The 16,108-nt window shown below is 46.5% G+C and carries 13 protein-coding genes; 6 read left to right on the top strand and 7 right to left on the bottom strand.

What is annotated here, in order from left to right:
- The first annotated feature begins 98 nt into the window (after positions 1-98).
- From F3J22_RS07335 to F3J22_RS07325, 3 genes are all read left to right on the top strand, one after another.
- Positions 99-2,939, top strand: coding sequence for a PKD domain-containing protein (locus F3J22_RS07335; RefSeq protein ID WP_167015744.1), 2,841 nt, complete (start codon positions 99-101; stop codon positions 2,937-2,939).
- Positions 2,940-2,942: 3 nt separating this feature from the next.
- The gene (locus F3J22_RS07330) at positions 2,943-3,974 is read left to right on the top strand and encodes a PorP/SprF family type IX secretion system membrane protein (protein WP_167015742.1); all 1,032 of its coding nucleotides are present in this window, start codon (positions 2,943-2,945) and stop codon (positions 3,972-3,974) included.
- A 198-nt stretch (positions 3,975-4,172) separates the two neighbouring features.
- On the top strand, positions 4,173-4,529 hold the full coding sequence (locus F3J22_RS07325) for a T9SS type A sorting domain-containing protein (protein WP_167015740.1): 357 nt from the start codon (positions 4,173-4,175) through the stop codon (positions 4,527-4,529).
- Positions 4,530-4,716: 187 nt separating this feature from the next.
- Here F3J22_RS07325 and F3J22_RS07320 read toward each other — a convergent pair whose 3' ends face one another.
- Positions 4,717-5,889: a class I SAM-dependent rRNA methyltransferase gene (locus F3J22_RS07320; RefSeq protein ID WP_167015739.1), complete on the bottom strand. Its 1,173-nt coding sequence runs from the start codon at positions 5,887-5,889 to the stop codon at positions 4,717-4,719.
- Positions 5,890-6,047: 158 nt separating this feature from the next.
- Between F3J22_RS07320 and F3J22_RS07315 the strand changes: the two genes are divergently transcribed.
- From F3J22_RS07315 to F3J22_RS07305, 3 genes are all read left to right on the top strand, one after another.
- Positions 6,048-6,608, top strand: coding sequence for a nucleotide exchange factor GrpE (locus F3J22_RS07315; protein ID WP_205195157.1), 561 nt, complete (start codon positions 6,048-6,050; stop codon positions 6,606-6,608).
- A 112-nt stretch (positions 6,609-6,720) separates the two neighbouring features.
- Positions 6,721-7,893 (top strand): molecular chaperone DnaJ, encoded by a 1,173-nt coding sequence (gene dnaJ / locus F3J22_RS07310; protein ID WP_167015737.1) that lies wholly within the window; start codon positions 6,721-6,723, stop codon positions 7,891-7,893.
- Positions 7,894-8,003: 110 nt separating this feature from the next.
- Positions 8,004-8,945 carry a class I SAM-dependent methyltransferase gene (locus F3J22_RS07305; RefSeq protein ID WP_240155020.1) on the top strand — a complete coding sequence of 314 codons (942 nt, stop codon included), beginning with the start codon at positions 8,004-8,006 and terminating at the stop codon, positions 8,943-8,945.
- Positions 8,946-8,974: 29 nt separating this feature from the next.
- Here the strand turns inward: F3J22_RS07305 and F3J22_RS07300 are convergent, their stop codons facing one another.
- The 6 genes from F3J22_RS07300 to F3J22_RS07275 form a co-directional block, all read right to left on the bottom strand.
- Positions 8,975-10,720: a VWA domain-containing protein gene (locus F3J22_RS07300; protein ID WP_167015736.1), complete on the bottom strand. Its 1,746-nt coding sequence runs from the start codon at positions 10,718-10,720 to the stop codon at positions 8,975-8,977.
- 140 nt (positions 10,721-10,860) lie between these two features.
- Positions 10,861-11,403 carry a hypoxanthine phosphoribosyltransferase gene (gene hpt / locus F3J22_RS07295; protein WP_167015735.1) on the bottom strand — a complete coding sequence of 181 codons (543 nt, stop codon included), beginning with the start codon at positions 11,401-11,403 and terminating at the stop codon, positions 10,861-10,863.
- A gap of 54 nt (positions 11,404-11,457) precedes the next feature.
- Entirely contained in the window at positions 11,458-12,954 is a 1,497-nt protein-coding gene (locus F3J22_RS07290) for a glucosaminidase domain-containing protein (RefSeq protein WP_167015734.1), read from the bottom strand.
- A gap of 37 nt (positions 12,955-12,991) precedes the next feature.
- Positions 12,992-13,633 (bottom strand): O-methyltransferase, encoded by a 642-nt coding sequence (locus tag F3J22_RS07285; protein WP_167015733.1) that lies wholly within the window; start codon positions 13,631-13,633, stop codon positions 12,992-12,994.
- Between the two features lie 103 nt (positions 13,634-13,736).
- Complete coding sequence (locus F3J22_RS07280; protein ID WP_240155019.1) at positions 13,737-14,354, bottom strand: TIGR00730 family Rossman fold protein; 618 nt, start codon at positions 14,352-14,354, stop codon at positions 13,737-13,739.
- A 597-nt stretch (positions 14,355-14,951) separates the two neighbouring features.
- Positions 14,952-16,091 carry a TIGR03364 family FAD-dependent oxidoreductase gene (locus F3J22_RS07275; protein WP_167015729.1) on the bottom strand — a complete coding sequence of 380 codons (1,140 nt, stop codon included), beginning with the start codon at positions 16,089-16,091 and terminating at the stop codon, positions 14,952-14,954.
- Positions 16,092-16,108: the final 17 nt, after the last annotated feature.

Below are 16,108 nucleotides of genomic sequence, written 5' to 3'. Positions count from 1 at the left end.
TAAATAATTGAATTCCTGTATTATATAGATAAAATAGTGTATTTATTGTTTTTTTAGTTAATTTGTGTGCTGATTTCTATGAAAAACCGCTGCAACCTATGAAATACCATCCGGCAAGATGTTTAAAGACATTGTTGTTACTGTTAATCATATTAACAGGTGGGAAAGTGCTGGCACAGCAAGCGGGCTTCAACTATACAGCCTCCCCAGCTTCCCTTTGTGCTCCTGTAACCTTCACCTTACAAAACACAACGACAGGTACCCCGGTAATGTATACCTGGGATTTTGGCGACGGACGCAGCTCCCATGACGCCAATCCATCCGTTACCTATACCACCGGAGGACAAAAAACAATAACGCTTACTGCCAAATACTATAACGGAGAAAGCACCTATTACAGACAGATAACTGTGGGAGATATACCTGCGGTAGATTTTAACGCGAATATTACTCAGAGCTGTAAACTATATACCGCCACTTTCACCGATGTAACACCGGGCGCCCAATACCGCACCTGGGATTTCGGAGATGGCTCTGCGCCGGTACAATCTACCACCAGCACCATTACACATGCCTATGGCAAAGCAGGTAAATTCAGTGTAACCCTTACCGTTACTAACAGTACCGGCTGTACACAAAAGCTGGTAAAATCTGAATACATCAATATCTCCATTCCTGATGTTGCTGTAACCAGTCCAACAGGTGGATGTGTACCTTATACCGCCGCATTTTCCGCTACTGCTACCAATCCCGCCACAGACCCCGTTTCAGGATACACCTGGAACTTCGGTGACGGCACCATTCAGGCAGGTAATGCTACTATTAATCATACCTACGCCCAAACAGGCACCTACGATATAACCGTTACCATGACCACCAACAGTGGCTGCACCGTAACGAAAGCTTTTCCCAAACAGATACATACCGGCAATCCACCATCCGGCGTGAGTTTCACGGTATCACCAACAACTGCCTGCGTAGGAGAACCCGTACGCGTACTGGCTGATGCCAAATATGCCGGAAACTACTTCTGGGACTTTGGCGACGGCTCCACGCTGGACACCACCGCCTACGACCTGAAACATAATTTCCTTGCTTCCGGCAACCTGACCATTCAGCTGAAAGCAGGCAGCAATGGCTGTTATACCAGCCCGGTATCTATGCCCGTAACCATCACCGGGCCTGTATCTTCCTTTTCTGCCTCCAGGTCATGTACAAACAGAACTGCCTTTACCTTTACCAATACCTCTACCAATACTACCGCTACAAGTACCTATGAGTGGGACTTTGGCGATAACAGCCCGTTAGAAACCACCCAAAATACCACACACCAGTATTCCGTTACCGGAAAATACACGGTGCGCCTGACGGTGAAAGACAACAACGGCGCCTGCAGCCATAGCAGCTTTCAGACAGTTTACTATTTCCTGCCCGACTTCACCGCAGGGGTTAGTGCCATCTGCCGGGGAAGCAAAGCCACCTATGAGGTGCTGAACATACCACAGGAACTGGTTGCCAGCTATACCTGGCAGTTCGGGGATGGCTCCAGTGCTACCACCACCCAGCAGAGCTATGAGAAAACCTTCCCTGTCAGCGGTAATTTCGACGATAAACTGATTATTAATTATAAAGATGCCATGTATTGTACTGATGTTGTTACCAAAGTAGGCAACATCCGCATACTGGCCCCTGTGGCAGATTTTGCAATTACTGGCGGCGCATGTGCAGGCCAGCCTGTAAACTTAAAAAATACATCTGCCACCTCACCGAATACACCACTGACCAACTGGCGATGGGATCTTGGCAATGGTCTTGCCTCCACGGCACAAACACCACCGGCTACCAATTATTCCGCCTCTGGTGATTACACCGTGAAACTGGTAATTACCGATGCGAGAAATTGCATGGATTCTATCACGAGGTCCATTACCATCAACCCATCGCCATTCATTAAAGTATCTTCGACACAGGCTAAGATCTGCGAAGGCAGCGGTACTACGCTCAACGCCATTACCGATGGCAACGTGCAATGGCTCGTTACGGATAACCTCAGCTGTACCTATTGCACTACGCCAACAGCATCGCCGGTAGTCAATACCCGCTATAAAGCACTGGCTACTAACGCTTACGGCTGTACGGTGTACGATTCTACTGATATTTCGGTAGTACCAAAAGTTTCGCTGACGGTAACGCCGAACATGAATGTCTGCTATGGCAGCTCTGCCAAACTGCAGGCCACTGGCGCCACCTATTACAACTGGACACCCGTGGATGGTCTTACCAACAATAAAATTGCAGACCCGGTGAGTACACCGGTAGCAGATATCACCTATCAGGTTACCGGCACCAACGATCCGATGTGTCCCTATAGCGCACCGGTATCCGTGAAGCTGTCTGTAAAACCCGTTCCCAGTGTGGAAGCGGGCAAAGATCAGGAGGTTCCGGTAGGTTCTGTGGTACGCCTCATCGCTACAGGTTCCATAGATGTAGTCAAATGGCAATGGTCGCCCACGGATTATCTGGATTGTACGACCTGTCCGGCTGTCAGTGCGGCGATCCGTAAGCCCATGACATACAGCGTTACCGGCACCAATGCTTTTGGCTGCTCTAAAAGCGATATCGTGAGTATAGACCTGGTTTGTAAAAGTGATGCCATCTTCATCCCTAACACCTTTAGTCCTAATGGCGATGGCGTAAATGATATATTCTATCCACGCGGCAAGGGAATCAGCTTTGTGAAATCATTCAGGATTTTTAACCGCTGGGGCCAGGAAGTATATCACCGTGAGCAATTCAATACCGATGATATTTCCAAGGGCTGGGATGGGATGTTTAAAGGAAAGCCGCAATCCGCGGATGTTTACATCTATTTCATTGAAGCCTACTGCGATACCAATGAATTCATGCAATTAAAAGGCAACGTCACCTTAGTCAGATAATTTATGAAATACTTATACGGCATATTACTGTTTACGGCAAGCGTGTTAATTACACCGGCACTGGTTGCGCAAGACATCCACCTGTCGCAGTTCTATGAAACGCCTATACTCCGCAACCCTGCGCTGATAGGTATTTTCAATGGAGATGTGCGGGTACAGGCCGTATACCGTAACCAATGGAATAATGTCACCACCGCCTACCAGACAGGTACGCTCAGTGGTGAGATCAAATTTCCGGTAGGTCAGGGGAATGATTACCTTACCACCGGCCTGCAGTTTACCTACGACAGGGCAGGAACGTCGAAGCTGCAGTCGACACAGGTATTCCCCGCCATCAACTACCATAAATCGCTGAATGCCGACAAGACAAGTTTTCTTGCTTTGGGTTTTATGGGCGGTTATGTACAGCGCCAGTTCGACCCCGGCAACATGACATTCGACAACCAGTATACCGGTGGCCGGTTCGACCCTACCATGCCTACCGGCGAGGAAGGTAAGCTGGCCCTCAAGGGCTATGGCTACCTGGATGCCGGTTTCGGGCTGAGTTATAACAGTGTAATCCGGGAAGATGTGAATTATTACCTGGGGGTGGGCTATTACCATTTTCAGGGTGCCAAAGTGTCCTTTTATGCCGATAAAACGATCCTGCTCCAGCCCAAACTGACGTTCAATGCCGGTATCTCCATTCCGGTGGATGAGCGGGTAAAGGTGATTGCAGAATATAACCAGTTGCACCAGGGAACCTACTCTGAGTATATTGGCGGCGGTATGCTACGGTATGCCCTCATGGACCGTGGACTTGAATCCACAAAAAGCATTTCCGGCGGCCTCTTCCTGAGATGGAACGATGCCATTATCCCGACGGTAAAGCTCGATATGGATAAGTATGAGCTGGGTATGTCCTATGATACCAATATCTCACAGCTGAGAACGGCTAGTCAGAGTTTCGGGGGATTTGAGATATCGTTGGTGTTTAAAGGCTTCCTGAACAGTCGGAACAGTACGTTGGAAAGTGTGAATTGCCCAAGATTTTAGACGATCAAAAATATTGTATGTCAAAGCATTACAAAATATTGCTCAATAAACCGTTAAATTTTACATAAAAAGAGCAAAAAATATAACAAAATGGCGTTGTATTTGTTAAATTTATAGGGAAAAGTGCACAGGTTTCTTGTGTGATTTAACAATCAAAAATTAGGAAATATTTGAATAAATTTTTATCTTTATAAGACTATGTTAAAATCCTCTACCCTCTTATTTACCCTGTTTTTTTGCCTCTGTACCTTTGCGGTCAGAGCTCAAAACGACAAATCCCAACCGGCAACGGACGGGGGTAGTAAAATTGTAAAACTATACCCTAACCCTGCTACTAACATCGTTAACTTCGAAATTACACAGCTACATAATAACGAACAACCATATGATCTTATTGTGTACAATTTCCTTGGTAAAAAAATAGATCAGCTGAAAGGTATAGGGGTACGTACCAGCGTAAATCTGTCTAACTACTATAGTGGACTATACATTTACCAGTTGAGAGATCAGCGCGGTAACCTGGTAGAATCAGGAAAATTCAACGTAGTAAAATAAAGATAATTTTATCTGAAGATATTATAGCCGGCTCTACTTGGTAGGGCCGGCTTTTTTTTGTCATTTCAGGCAGCCATACAATCAGGCATCCTAACTATTATAAGCGAAAGAGGAACAAAAAAAGCAGCCTCTGCAAAATAGAGACTGCTTTCAATAAAATGAACGGTGAGCTACCGCAGATCTATATCTACTGTACTTCCACGATCAGGAACTTGAGATATGTTGTATTCTCGATATTCCAGAGGATCGGGTGGTCTTGCGCCTGGGTCTGGAAGGTCACCTGACGCAGTTTTTTTCTGGCGTCTTTGGCGGCCATATCGATGATTTCCAGGAACAGGCTTGGCGGTACCAGGTTGGTACAGGAAGCCGTTACCAGGAATCCACCTGGTTTCAGCAACTTCATACCACGCAGGTTGATCTCTTTATAACCAGTAATTGCTTTCTGGATATTCTCACGGCTTTTGGTAAATGCCGGTGGATCCAGTATAACAACATCAAATTTCTTTTCTTCTTTGGTCCATGTTTTCAGCTGATCAAAAGCATTCACTGCCTGGAACTTACATATATCCTGGAGGTTGTTCAGCTGGGCATTACGACGTGCGGTGTTAACGGCATGCTCGGAGATATCGAGGCCCATTACGCTTTTAGCGCCATAATAGCCGGCATGGCAGGAGAAAGTACCGGTATAGCAGAATGCTTCCAGTACGTCGGCACCTTTCACGATATGCTGGATGGCGCGGCGGTTATCCTGCTGATCAAGGAAATAGCCTGTTTTCTGGCCATTTTCAATGTCGACATGGAATTTCAGACCGTTTTCATTGATGATGACGTTGGTATCGAACGGAGCAGAGAGGAAGCCTTTCTGTTGCTGCATGCCTTCCAGCTCACGAACAGGCACATCGTTTCTTTCATAGATGCCTTTAGGACTGAAAATCCTGTTCAGCGCATCTACGATGGCACCTTTCCATTTTTCCATACCCAGCGCCAGCGTCTGGATAACGAGGTAGTCATTGAATTTATCGATGATCAGGGCAGGCATTTCATCGGCCTCACCAAATACCAGACGGCAGTTTTCCACATAACCGATCTTTTTACGGTATTCCCAGCACTTCAGCAGCCTGCGATAAAAGAATTCATCGTTGATCTCTTCGCGCTTATCGCGGGTGAGCAGGCGAACCAGGATCTGGGACTGCGGATTGATGTAACCACGGCCAACAAAGGTGCCTTTATGAGTATAGACATCCACGGTATCACCAGCATCTACCGGCCCGTCGATTTCATTCACTTCATTACCAAACACCCAGGGATGACCCAGCAAAACCCTGTTTTGTATACTTTTCTTTAAAAATACTTTTGTCATTTATCGCAATTCGAGGTGCAAAGGTAAGAAATAGGCAGCACCCTGTAATCAAATAAGTAATTCCGTGTCAATTTGTCGCCAAATGGTCGCTTGGCAAAGTAATTGTCTGCTTATCTTTGCAGACAATCATTACAATTATGACAGAAAAAGAAAAAGACATGCATCAAGAGGAAATCAACAAAACCGAAAATGAGAAAGGCATGCCGGATGGTAACACTGATGAGAATATGAGTGGAACTTCGCATATGAATAATGAGTTGGATGAATCTGGTGAGTTGGCTAAGAAAGACCAGGAAATTGCAGACCTGCGCGATAAATACCTGCGCCTGCAGGCAGAGTTCGACAATTTCCGCAGACGTACAGCCAAAGAGAAATTAGAATTAATGCAAACTGCCGGCAAAGACGTAATTGTATCTTTGCTCGATATACTGGATGATAGCGAAAGAGCTTCCAAACAAATGGAAACAGCTACTGACCTGGCTTCTGTAAAAGATGGTTCCATGATGGTTTTCAATAAGTTAAAATCATCCCTGTTATCCAAAGGCCTGACAGAAATGGATGCCATGCACCAGGAGTTTAATCCAGACCTGCACGATGCCATTACTGAAATCCCTGCCCCTACCCCGGACCTCGCCGGTAAAGTGCTGGACGTATTACAGAAAGGCTACTACCTGAACGACAAGCTGATTCGTCACGCTAAGGTGGTGGTAGGTAAATAGTGACGTTGTGGCATGACATTGCAACAGCCGGACTATGCTGACAAATGACAGAAATAAAATTTTTATAACAGAAAAAACCCCGCCAGCAGCGGGGTTATAAGGTTTTTATATAATGTCTACCAAGAGAGATTATTACGAAATACTTGTTGTAACTAAATCTGCGACACAGGATGAGATCAAAAAGGCTTACCGTAAAGTAGCCATGCAGTATCACCCTGACCGCAACCCCAACAACAAGGAGGCGGAAGAGAAGTTTAAAGAAGCCGCCGAAGCATATGAAATATTAAGCGATCCGGATAAACGGGCACAATATGATCGCTTCGGACACGCCGGCATGAATGGCCGCGGCGGTGGTGGATTTAACGGTGGTGGTATGAATATGGACGACATATTCTCCAACTTCGGTGACATTTTTGGCGACGATATTTTCGGTAGCTTCTTTGGTGGAGGCGGCGGAAGAGGCCAGGGTGGCGGTGGCCGCCGTGGTCGCGGTACCCGTGGCTCCAATCTTCGTGTGAAAATCAAACTCACCTACGAAGAAATCGCCAAAGGCGCCAACAAAAAAATCAAAGTTAAAAAATACGTTTCCTGCCAGCATTGCGGCGGATTAGGCGCAAAAGATAAAAACTCCTTCCAGACCTGTAACTCCTGTGGAGGTTCCGGTCAGGTAAGAAAAGTAACCAACACCTTCCTCGGTCAGATGCAGACAGTTACCACCTGTCCGAACTGCCACGGCGAAGGCCAGATCATTACCAGCAAATGTAACCACTGTAAAGGCGAAGGTCGCATGTACGGTGAAGAAACCGTTAGCATCGACATCCCGGCAGGTGTACAGGAAGGTATGCAGCTCTCCATGAGCGGCAAAGGTAACGCCGGCGAAAGAGGCGGCGCCCCTGGTGATCTCCTCATCCTCATCGAAGAGGAACCACATCCTGAACTGCACAGAGATGGCCTCAACGTAGCCTACGACCTGCACATTTCCTTCACCGACGCTGTCTTCGGAACTTCCCTCGAAGTACCAACCATCGACGGTAAAGCGAAAATCAAAATACCTGCAGGTACACAAAGTGGTAAAATCTTCCGCCTCAAAGGCAAAGGTTTCCCAAGCATCAACTCATACGACCGCGGCGATCAGCTGATCCACGTAAACGTATGGACACCACAACACCTGACCAACGACGAAAAAGATATGCTGGAAAAACTGCATTCTTCCGATAACTTCAAACCTAATCCGGAAAAATCAGATAAAGGCTTCTTCGAAAAAGTCAGAGATATTTTTAGCTAACACACACGACTCTCCCGGAAACTAAACCCGGAAGAAACATCGATATTGATTCAGGCTGAATACCGTGACAGAATCCACTTCTTCACCGTATTCAGCTTTATCTTTTAATTATGGATAACAAGCTCCAGATGTTCGAGAACCGGCTGACGAAAGTTTTCCGGCATATCTCCAAAATCGCCAGACGCCAAAACATCACCTGCTACCGCGTATATGATGATGACATTCCCGAATTTCCTTTTAGTATAGAAGTCTATGAAGACCACGTATACATCGCGGAATATCATCGCAAACATGGTATGGACGAAGATGCGCACGAAGCATGGCTCGACTCATGCCTGGAACTGATCGCCAGAATACTGGATGTCGCCCCTTCCAAAGTATGGGTGAAACAACGACAGCGCAAGGAAAGCCGTAAAGGCCAGTACGAAAAACTCAGCCTGGAAAGTGAAGAAATGACTGCCCATGAAGCCGGACTCAAATTCAAAGTGAACCTCTCCGACTACCTGGACACCGGTCTCTTCCTCGACCACCGCATTACCCGCAGTATGGTCAGAGAAGAAGCCCAGGATAAAAAAGTGCTCAACCTATTCTGCTATACCGGCTCTTTCTCCGTATATGCAGCCGCTGGCGGCGCATCCCAGGTAACATCTGTAGATCTCTCCAAAACCTACTTAAGCTGGGCAGAAGAGAACTTCAGACTGAACGATATCGACCCGGCAAAGCATGAATTCATCCATGCCGACGTATTGCAATACCTGGACACACTCAAACTCAACACCTATGATCTCGTGATCATGGACCCTCCTACCTTCTCCAACAGCAAGCGTATGAAGGAGTTCCTGGACGTACAGCGCGATCACGTCATGATGCTGAACAAAGTACTGCTGGCCACTAAAAAAGGCGGCACCATCTACTTCAGTAATAATTACAGGAGATTTATCATGGAGAATGATCAGATCGAAGCCAGTACTATCAAGGATATTACGGCACAAACATTACCGTTCGACTTCCAGCAGAAAATGATCCGCAAATGTTATAAGATCATCAAATAACGATACACAGGGGCTTCAACGCCCCTTTTTTATTTAGACTTCTCCGCCAGCTTTACCAGCTTCAGAAACTCTTTCCGGTAGCCACTTTTATCAGGCCCCAGCGACTTCTTCGCAATATTCTCCACCATTTCCATATTACCACACCCACGGTAGGAAGAATTACGCAGGATCATACCAAACAAAGCTACTGATGCAGCAAAGCGATGATCCACAGACGCCTCACCAAACGGAATACAACGATCGGCAAGACTCACCTCCAGCTCATGTAAAGTAGCCTCCTGTGGCCGGCGATAAGTGACCTTAATACTGGCCAGCATAGCATCAGGATGATCGCTTAAACTATCCACCGGCAATATCTCATATAACGCCACCGCACAATGGCCACTCCCCACAATACCACCAGCAACGGAGTCCGGCAGACTATTATCCGTTGGAAGCACCTTGTTTTCATAACCTATCAGCCGGTAAGCCTTTACAATAGCAGGGTTGAAATGTACCTCCGCCCTGACATCACGGGCCACAGTAAACAACGTACTTCCAAACTCCCGGGCAAAAATCTTGGTGGCTTCCTCCAGATCATCTATATACGCAAAATTACCATTGCCTTTGGCGGCCATGATCTTTAGTTTGGAATCTTTATAGTTCTTCATGCCCACGCCCAGGCAGGTCAATAAAACACCACTTTCTTTTTCTTTGGTAACCAGTTGTTCCATTTCCTCATCGGTAGATCTACCTACATTAAAATCCCCGTCGGTGGCCAATATAACCCGGTTATTTCCATTGCTGATGAAGTGTTGTTCCGCTATCTGATAGGCCAGTTTAACCGCTGCCTCTCCCGCTGTAGCGCCATTGGCATTCAGGTTATCGATGGCCGCAAGAATTTTCTCTTTCTGATCACCAAAGGTAGATGCCAGCACCACCTGTGGTTCGCTGGCATATGCCACGATAGCCACGCGGTCTATAGGGCGCAGGTTATTTACCAGCACGCGGAATGCCGCCTGTAATAAAGGCAATTTGTTGGGAGCATCCATAGAGCCGGAAGCATCGATCAGAAACACCAGGTTACTGGGGGGCAGACTATCCAGCGGAATAGAAGTAGCGCGGATCACGATTTGCAGCAGGCGGTGCATCGGCTCCCATGGGCAGCTGGTAAACTGCCCCATCAATCCGATCGTTTGCCCGGCGCCAGGTAACGGGTAGGTATATTGGAAATAATTCACCATTTCCTCAATCCTGACCGCATCGGTAGGCACCTTTTCCTTCTGGCGCAGGAATCTGCGAACATTGCTGTAGGAAGCCCTGTCTACATCCACTGCAAAGTTGGAAGCAGGTATCGCGCCGGCGCGCTGGAATTTATTCTCGTAGGTAGCACCATAGGTTTCATTATAGAAAGTATGGATGCCCATACCGGAGTTACTATAGTTAGGATTACTGTTGCGGGAGAGTTTCGCCCTGGCTTTAGCCAGGGCAATAGGATCCATGGCTTTTCGTGCAGGCAGGAGCGTTATCAGCGGGCGGTCGTCCTGTTTTACAAATATTGTTTTAGGAAGATATCCGGGTATTTCAAGACGGATTTGAACCAATGGTTTGGTTAGCTGAATGCGAAATAATCCGGCACTGTTCGTTACCACGCAGGTGGTATCGTTCATAACGCAGACGGATACACCAGCAATAGGTTTGTGGGTGAGACTATCTTCCACGGCGCCGCTGGTCCAGGTAGTTTGGGCGTTAGCAGTACAACAGTACAGTATCAGTAGCAAAAGCAACTTTCGCATGAAACAAATTAGTCATTTAAACTGATATATCCATGACTGTTATGTTCCTTAGCCGCTCAAAAATTCAAAAAACAAGCAAAAAAGCCTGATTTCATGCATTTTCTCTGCACAAAATCAGGCTTTCCAATCATATACCGTGATTATTCCTGTCCTACGAGCTGATAAATTTCCGGCAGGTTACGGCCCAGACCATCATAGTCGAGTCCATATCCCAGGAGAAATTTATTTGGTACGGAGAAGCCGAGATAATCGATTTTGATAGGATGCACCATCGCTTCCGGTTTAGTAAGCAGGGAGGCTACCAGTAATTTTTTAGGTTGCTGGTGTTCCAGCTGCGGAAGGAACTGGCTGAGTGTTTTACCGGTATCCACAATATCTTCCAGGATAACGACGGTACGGTTGAAGAGGTCTTCATCCAGACCAATTGCCTGTACTACATTTCCTGTTGATTTGGTTCCTTTGTAGGAAGCCAGTTTAATAAAAGAGATCTCTGCGTCGATGTTGATATATTTAAACATATCAGCAGCGAACATAAAAGAACCATTGAGGATAGCAATAAACAAAGGGCGTTCGCCTTTAAGATCTTCATTGATTTTAGCGGCCATTTCCCTTATACGTTGCTGCAGTTCATCTGCACCAATATAGGGTTGAAACTGTTTGTCATGCACTGTGATTACCGACATAAATACTACTTCATTTCCAGTTTTAACAATTAAAAGCTCAAAAAGATGTGAGCTTTATTTTCCCACAAGCAGGCGCTGGCCGATTTTTATATCGAAGCCCTGCAAATTATTCCATTCCTGTAACTGGGTTACAGATTTGTTGTACATTCTAGCGATACCGTACAGCGTTTCTTTCGGCTGTACATCGTGGTATTGGGTGCTGCCGCCGGTAGTTTTTACCGGGGCAGGAGCAGGTGTGCTGGCTACAGGAGCAGGTGTTGCCGGTTTTGACGGCGACGGAGCAGGCATGGTAGCCTTAGCAGGTGGCTGGGCAGGTGTTACAGCCGGTGTGGTGGCGGGAGCAGAGCTGTTACCGTTAGAAACAGTCACATCTCCGTTTTTCTTCAGATCTTCTATCATGGCAACAGGTATCCCACCTGTCTGCGAGTTATTTTGCTGGGAGGCTGGTGTTTTAGCCGGTGTTTTAACAGGCGGCTGATAAGCTATTTCTTCCTCCTCATCTTCTTCTTCCTCACGGCTGTTTTTTGCCAGGGCAGGCATATTGGAGGAGAAGCCTGTCAGGGCCAGTTTCTGACCTGCAGCAGGCTGATCGCCTTCATGCAGTTTATTACGGCGGCGCAGCCATTTGAGCTGAATACCTTCAGCCTGTGCTACGTCCAGTAATGACTCACCTTTAGCAACGGTATGGAATTCGGAACCGCCTTTTTTAGCTTTTTTCTGTAGAAAGATGATCATATCTTTTTTCAGTGGCGCATCACTCGGCAGGTCATTGAAGCGTACCAGTTTGCTCAGGCGCATATCGCGTTGATCTGCGAGTTGGATGAGGCTGGTACCAGCCTTCGCAAATACGGCTTTACGGCCGTTGATTTCGAAAATCCCTTTAGGGTAGTTGCCCGCAACCGGTTTGCTGGATTGATTATGTTTATTGGAAGAACCACCGGTAACAGGTCTGGGTTTGGGGTTTACCACAGTGCCGTTATTGGCCATTCCTTCGCCGATGGAGCTGGCTTCGGAGGCTTCCGGCGATAATTTACCCAGTGCAATCAGCGAAAAGCGTTGCAGGTTATTGTCTTCAATTACTTTGATTAATTGTTGCGGATAGGTTTTATTGGTCGCATATCCGGCTTGTTTCAGACCGAAAGCCCAGGATTTATAGTCTTCACCGTCGAACTGGAAGAGGAAGGCGTATCGTGGGTTGCTTCGCAGGAAGTCGGAGTGGTCTTTATAGGACTCTCTCGCGGTTTCGTATACACGGAAACATTCCTGGGCGGCGTCATCGTCGTATTTGATGGTTTTACCGGTCCAGGTATTTTTACATTTAATACCGAAGTGGTTATTGGATTGCTGGCAGAGTGCGCCATTGCCAGATTGCGTTTCCACTACTCCCTGTGCCAGCGTGATAGCTGCGGGAACGCCTGTACGACGTTGTTCATCGATGGCCAGTTGTTTGTACGTTTCAATATACTGCTGCGTTGTGATCTTCTGTGCGTGTAGCTGCACAGTGGCGCCAATAAGAAAACTGACCACCAACAAGAATTTTCTTACTTGCATGTATTTTAAATTTAATGGGCGTTGTTCATGGAGATGGTTATTTCTTCCTGATCAGGAGAACACCATCACGGATAGTTAGCAGTACTTGTTCTGCGCGGTCGTCTGCCAGCACTTTCTCACAAAATCGTACCATGGCTTTTGCCTGGCTTCCACGTTCACTTTCCGGCAGTAGTACCTGACCGTGGTACAGTACATTATCGGCGAGGATGAAACCTCCCGGCCTTAATTTGTCCCATACCTGATCATAGTAATGTTCGTAACCAGCTTTGTCTGCATCGATAAATACAAGGTCGAATACTTCATCGAGTGACTCAATAATCGCTGCGGCCTTGCCTATATGCATTTTAATTTTATCGGCTGTTCCGGTAGCCTCCCAGTATTTCTGGCAGAGTGTTTCCAGTTCTTCGTTGATATCTACCGTATGTAATAGACCTCCGGGCTGCAAACCCTGCGCCAGACAGATGGCTGAGTACCCTGTATAGGTACCTAGTTCCAAAATCCGCATGGGGCGGATCATATGGCTTACCATACTCAGGAACTGGCCCTGTACCTGGCCACTAAGCATGTGTGGCAATTCTACTTTCAGATAGGTTTCCCGATGTAGTTTGTATAACTGCTCACTCTCTGGTGTGGTATACTTCTCTGAAAATTGCTCCACTGCTTCCGGTATCAGCTCCATATATAAAATTTCTGCAAAGCTAAAGAAAAGACCTTATAAATAGTAAACGCCACAGGGTCGGTTTTTATGCGGCCCAGTGGCGTTGTCAAAATACGGTAGAATATTAGAAATTCGGTCTTAGCTTGTTGGTAGTATAGAAAACCCTGAAATACTCCACCACTTCATCGGCGGTATCGAAGAGTTTCAGCAGGTCGAGGTCTGGTGCATTGATGTTATGTTCTTTTTCGAGCATCACATTCTTTACCCAGTCCAGCAGGCCGCTCCAGTATTCTTTTCCTACGAGTACCATGGGCGTTTCTTCCATCTTTTTTGTCTGGATAAGCGTAGCCACTTCAAAGAATTCATCCATGGTACCGAAGCCACCAGGCATCATTACAAAGCCCTGTGAGTATTTGGTAAACATCACCTTTCTTACGAAGAAATAATCGAAGTTGAGGCGTTTGTCGTTGTCGATATAGGGGTTAGGGTACTGCTCGTGGGGCAGGGTGATGTTGGCACCTACCGATTTACCACGGGCGCGCTGGGCGCCTTTGTTGGCAGCTTCCATGACACCGGGACCGCCGCCGGTAATAATACCGAAGCCTTCTTCTGCGAGTCGTGCTGCGATTTCTTCAGCGAGGTCGTAGTAACGGTTACCCGGTTGGGTACGGGCGGATCCAAATATTGATATGCAGGGACCTATCTTAGCCAGGGATTCAAAACCATCCACGAATTCCGCCATGATTTTGAAGATTTGCCAACTTGAATGAGCTCTTGTTTCCGTCCAATCTCTTTCTTTTAAATTCTTTAAACTATCATTCATGTGATATGCGTTTATGCTTGAGACCAATTTAGGGAATTTTTTTGACTCTCCTGGCAGTCGCGGTTTATGCCTTAACAGTTTTTCGATGCCTCCGGCATCGAAAAACTGTTAAGGGTTTGAGGGTGCCGAAGGCACCCCCAAACCCTTAACGAAAATATATAAGGTGGGCCATTACAATGTAACTGAGGGAAAAGAAAAAAGCAGGTAACTCAAAAGAAACCTGCTTTCCATTTAACACGTTATGAACGTGCAGCACCGTATTTTATACAATGCTGCAGAAACGTTTACTAAAGCTGGCTTGTTGAATGACGAATCTAGCAGGACCTGCTATCGTTGCGTCAGGCGACTTTCATAACGGTTAATAGCCTTTAAATTATTGCTTATTTATGCAATAACCTAATTTATGTTTTTCGTATATACACTAAGTATAGGTTAAGACAGAAATGTCCTGCAATGCGCAGACAGCACGCACTACAAGACATTTCATATTACTGGCAGAAATAGTTCGTAAGGAGATTATTTATAAGTCCCGCTCACAATTTCTTCGGCAAGACCAAAAGACAAGGTCATACCTGCACCACCTAAACCATTTACAATCATTACACCTGGCTCAGGAGACATTACCAGGTCCGTATTACCATTCTTCAGTTTAGGATAGATACCGTGCCATGACTCCTTAATGGTGAGGTCAGGCGCCTGGAGGAAGGTATGCATATATTTCACGATCAGGTCATTGATAAAGGATTTATCAAACGGATCGAAATCCGGGCCGTATTCGTGAGAATCGCCGATGGTGAGTTCACCATCGCCATTCTGAGAGATCAGCAGGTGAACACCCCATTTCACATATTCCGGCATTTCTGCTTCTATTCTACGTTTCAGGGCATCCAGCGTTTTACAGCTATTGAATGCAGCATAGTGCAAAAGCGTGAGTCCTGCACAAAGGGCCGGGCCCAGTTGCCAGTTGCCTGGCTGCGGAACAGTACGCATCATCTGCAGTTTGCATTTGGTAAGATAGGTATCAGCAAATATAGCAGGGTAAAGGGTTTCAAAGTCTGCTCCACTACAAACATACACCTGGTCTACTTTCCATTTTTCATCCTTTGTTTCGATATAAGGCATGTTGATGGCATTCACCGCAGTGCTGAAACGCGTGGTTACACCCATTTGTTCCTGGAGGTATGCAGCGATGGTAGCACTGGCCTGGCGTGGGTTTACCGTCATTTCAGTGTTGCTGTACATGGCGCCGAGTAAGCCTTCTGTTTTTACAGCCTGTGTATATTTACCAATATTAGCCGGAGTAATCAGCTCACATGCGTAACCATTCTGTGCAGCAGCGCCGGTAAATTCTTCCAGTACTGCCAGTTCATCTTTTTCGTATACCAGGTGCAGAGAACCGGTTTCCTGGCATTGAAGGCCTGTAGCGGCCGCCAGTTCTTTCCAGACACTTCTGCTGTGCATTGCCCTGTTATACATTTTTCCGGCAGTTTGTCCGATAGGCCATACCAGTCCGAAATTACGTATGGATGCGCTGATAGCTCTGCTATTACGCTCGAATAATACTACTTTTTTTCCCTGCTTAGCCAGTTTATATGACATGGCAAGTCCTACGATGCCCGCGCCTATTACCGCTACATCCGCCTGTTGTTGTTGCATGGGTTATATCTGAAAAG

Source organism: Chitinophaga sp. Cy-1792, assembly GCF_011752935.1.
In the GTDB taxonomy this organism is placed as follows: Bacteria; Bacteroidota; Bacteroidia; order Chitinophagales; family Chitinophagaceae; genus Chitinophaga.
This window is presented reverse-complemented; position numbering and strand designations above follow the sequence as displayed.

Bases quoted from the DNA above. Each gene is read 5' to 3' on its own strand.
- F3J22_RS07335 (WP_167015744.1), top strand. From the start codon at position 99: ATGAAATACCATCCGGCAAGATGTTTAAAGACATTGTTGTTACTGTTA.
- F3J22_RS07330 (WP_167015742.1), top strand. From the start codon at position 2,943: ATGAAATACTTATACGGCATATTACTGTTTACGGCAAGCGTGTTAATT.
- F3J22_RS07325 (WP_167015740.1), top strand. From the start codon at position 4,173: ATGTTAAAATCCTCTACCCTCTTATTTACCCTGTTTTTTTGCCTCTGT.
- F3J22_RS07320 (WP_167015739.1), bottom strand. From the start codon at position 5,889: ATGACAAAAGTATTTTTAAAGAAAAGTATACAAAACAGGGTTTTGCTG.
- F3J22_RS07315 (WP_205195157.1), top strand. From the start codon at position 6,048: ATGCATCAAGAGGAAATCAACAAAACCGAAAATGAGAAAGGCATGCCG.
- dnaJ (WP_167015737.1), top strand. From the start codon at position 6,721: ATGTCTACCAAGAGAGATTATTACGAAATACTTGTTGTAACTAAATCT.
- F3J22_RS07305 (WP_240155020.1), top strand. From the start codon at position 8,004: ATGGATAACAAGCTCCAGATGTTCGAGAACCGGCTGACGAAAGTTTTC.
- F3J22_RS07300 (WP_167015736.1), bottom strand. From the start codon at position 10,720: ATGCGAAAGTTGCTTTTGCTACTGATACTGTACTGTTGTACTGCTAAC.
- hpt (WP_167015735.1), bottom strand. From the start codon at position 11,403: ATGTCGGTAATCACAGTGCATGACAAACAGTTTCAACCCTATATTGGT.
- F3J22_RS07290 (WP_167015734.1), bottom strand. From the start codon at position 12,954: ATGCAAGTAAGAAAATTCTTGTTGGTGGTCAGTTTTCTTATTGGCGCC.
- F3J22_RS07285 (WP_167015733.1), bottom strand. From the start codon at position 13,633: ATGGAGCTGATACCGGAAGCAGTGGAGCAATTTTCAGAGAAGTATACC.
- F3J22_RS07280 (WP_240155019.1), bottom strand. From the start codon at position 14,354: ATGGCGGAATTCGTGGATGGTTTTGAATCCCTGGCTAAGATAGGTCCC.
- F3J22_RS07275 (WP_167015729.1), bottom strand. From the start codon at position 16,091: ATGCAACAACAACAGGCGGATGTAGCGGTAATAGGCGCGGGCATCGTA.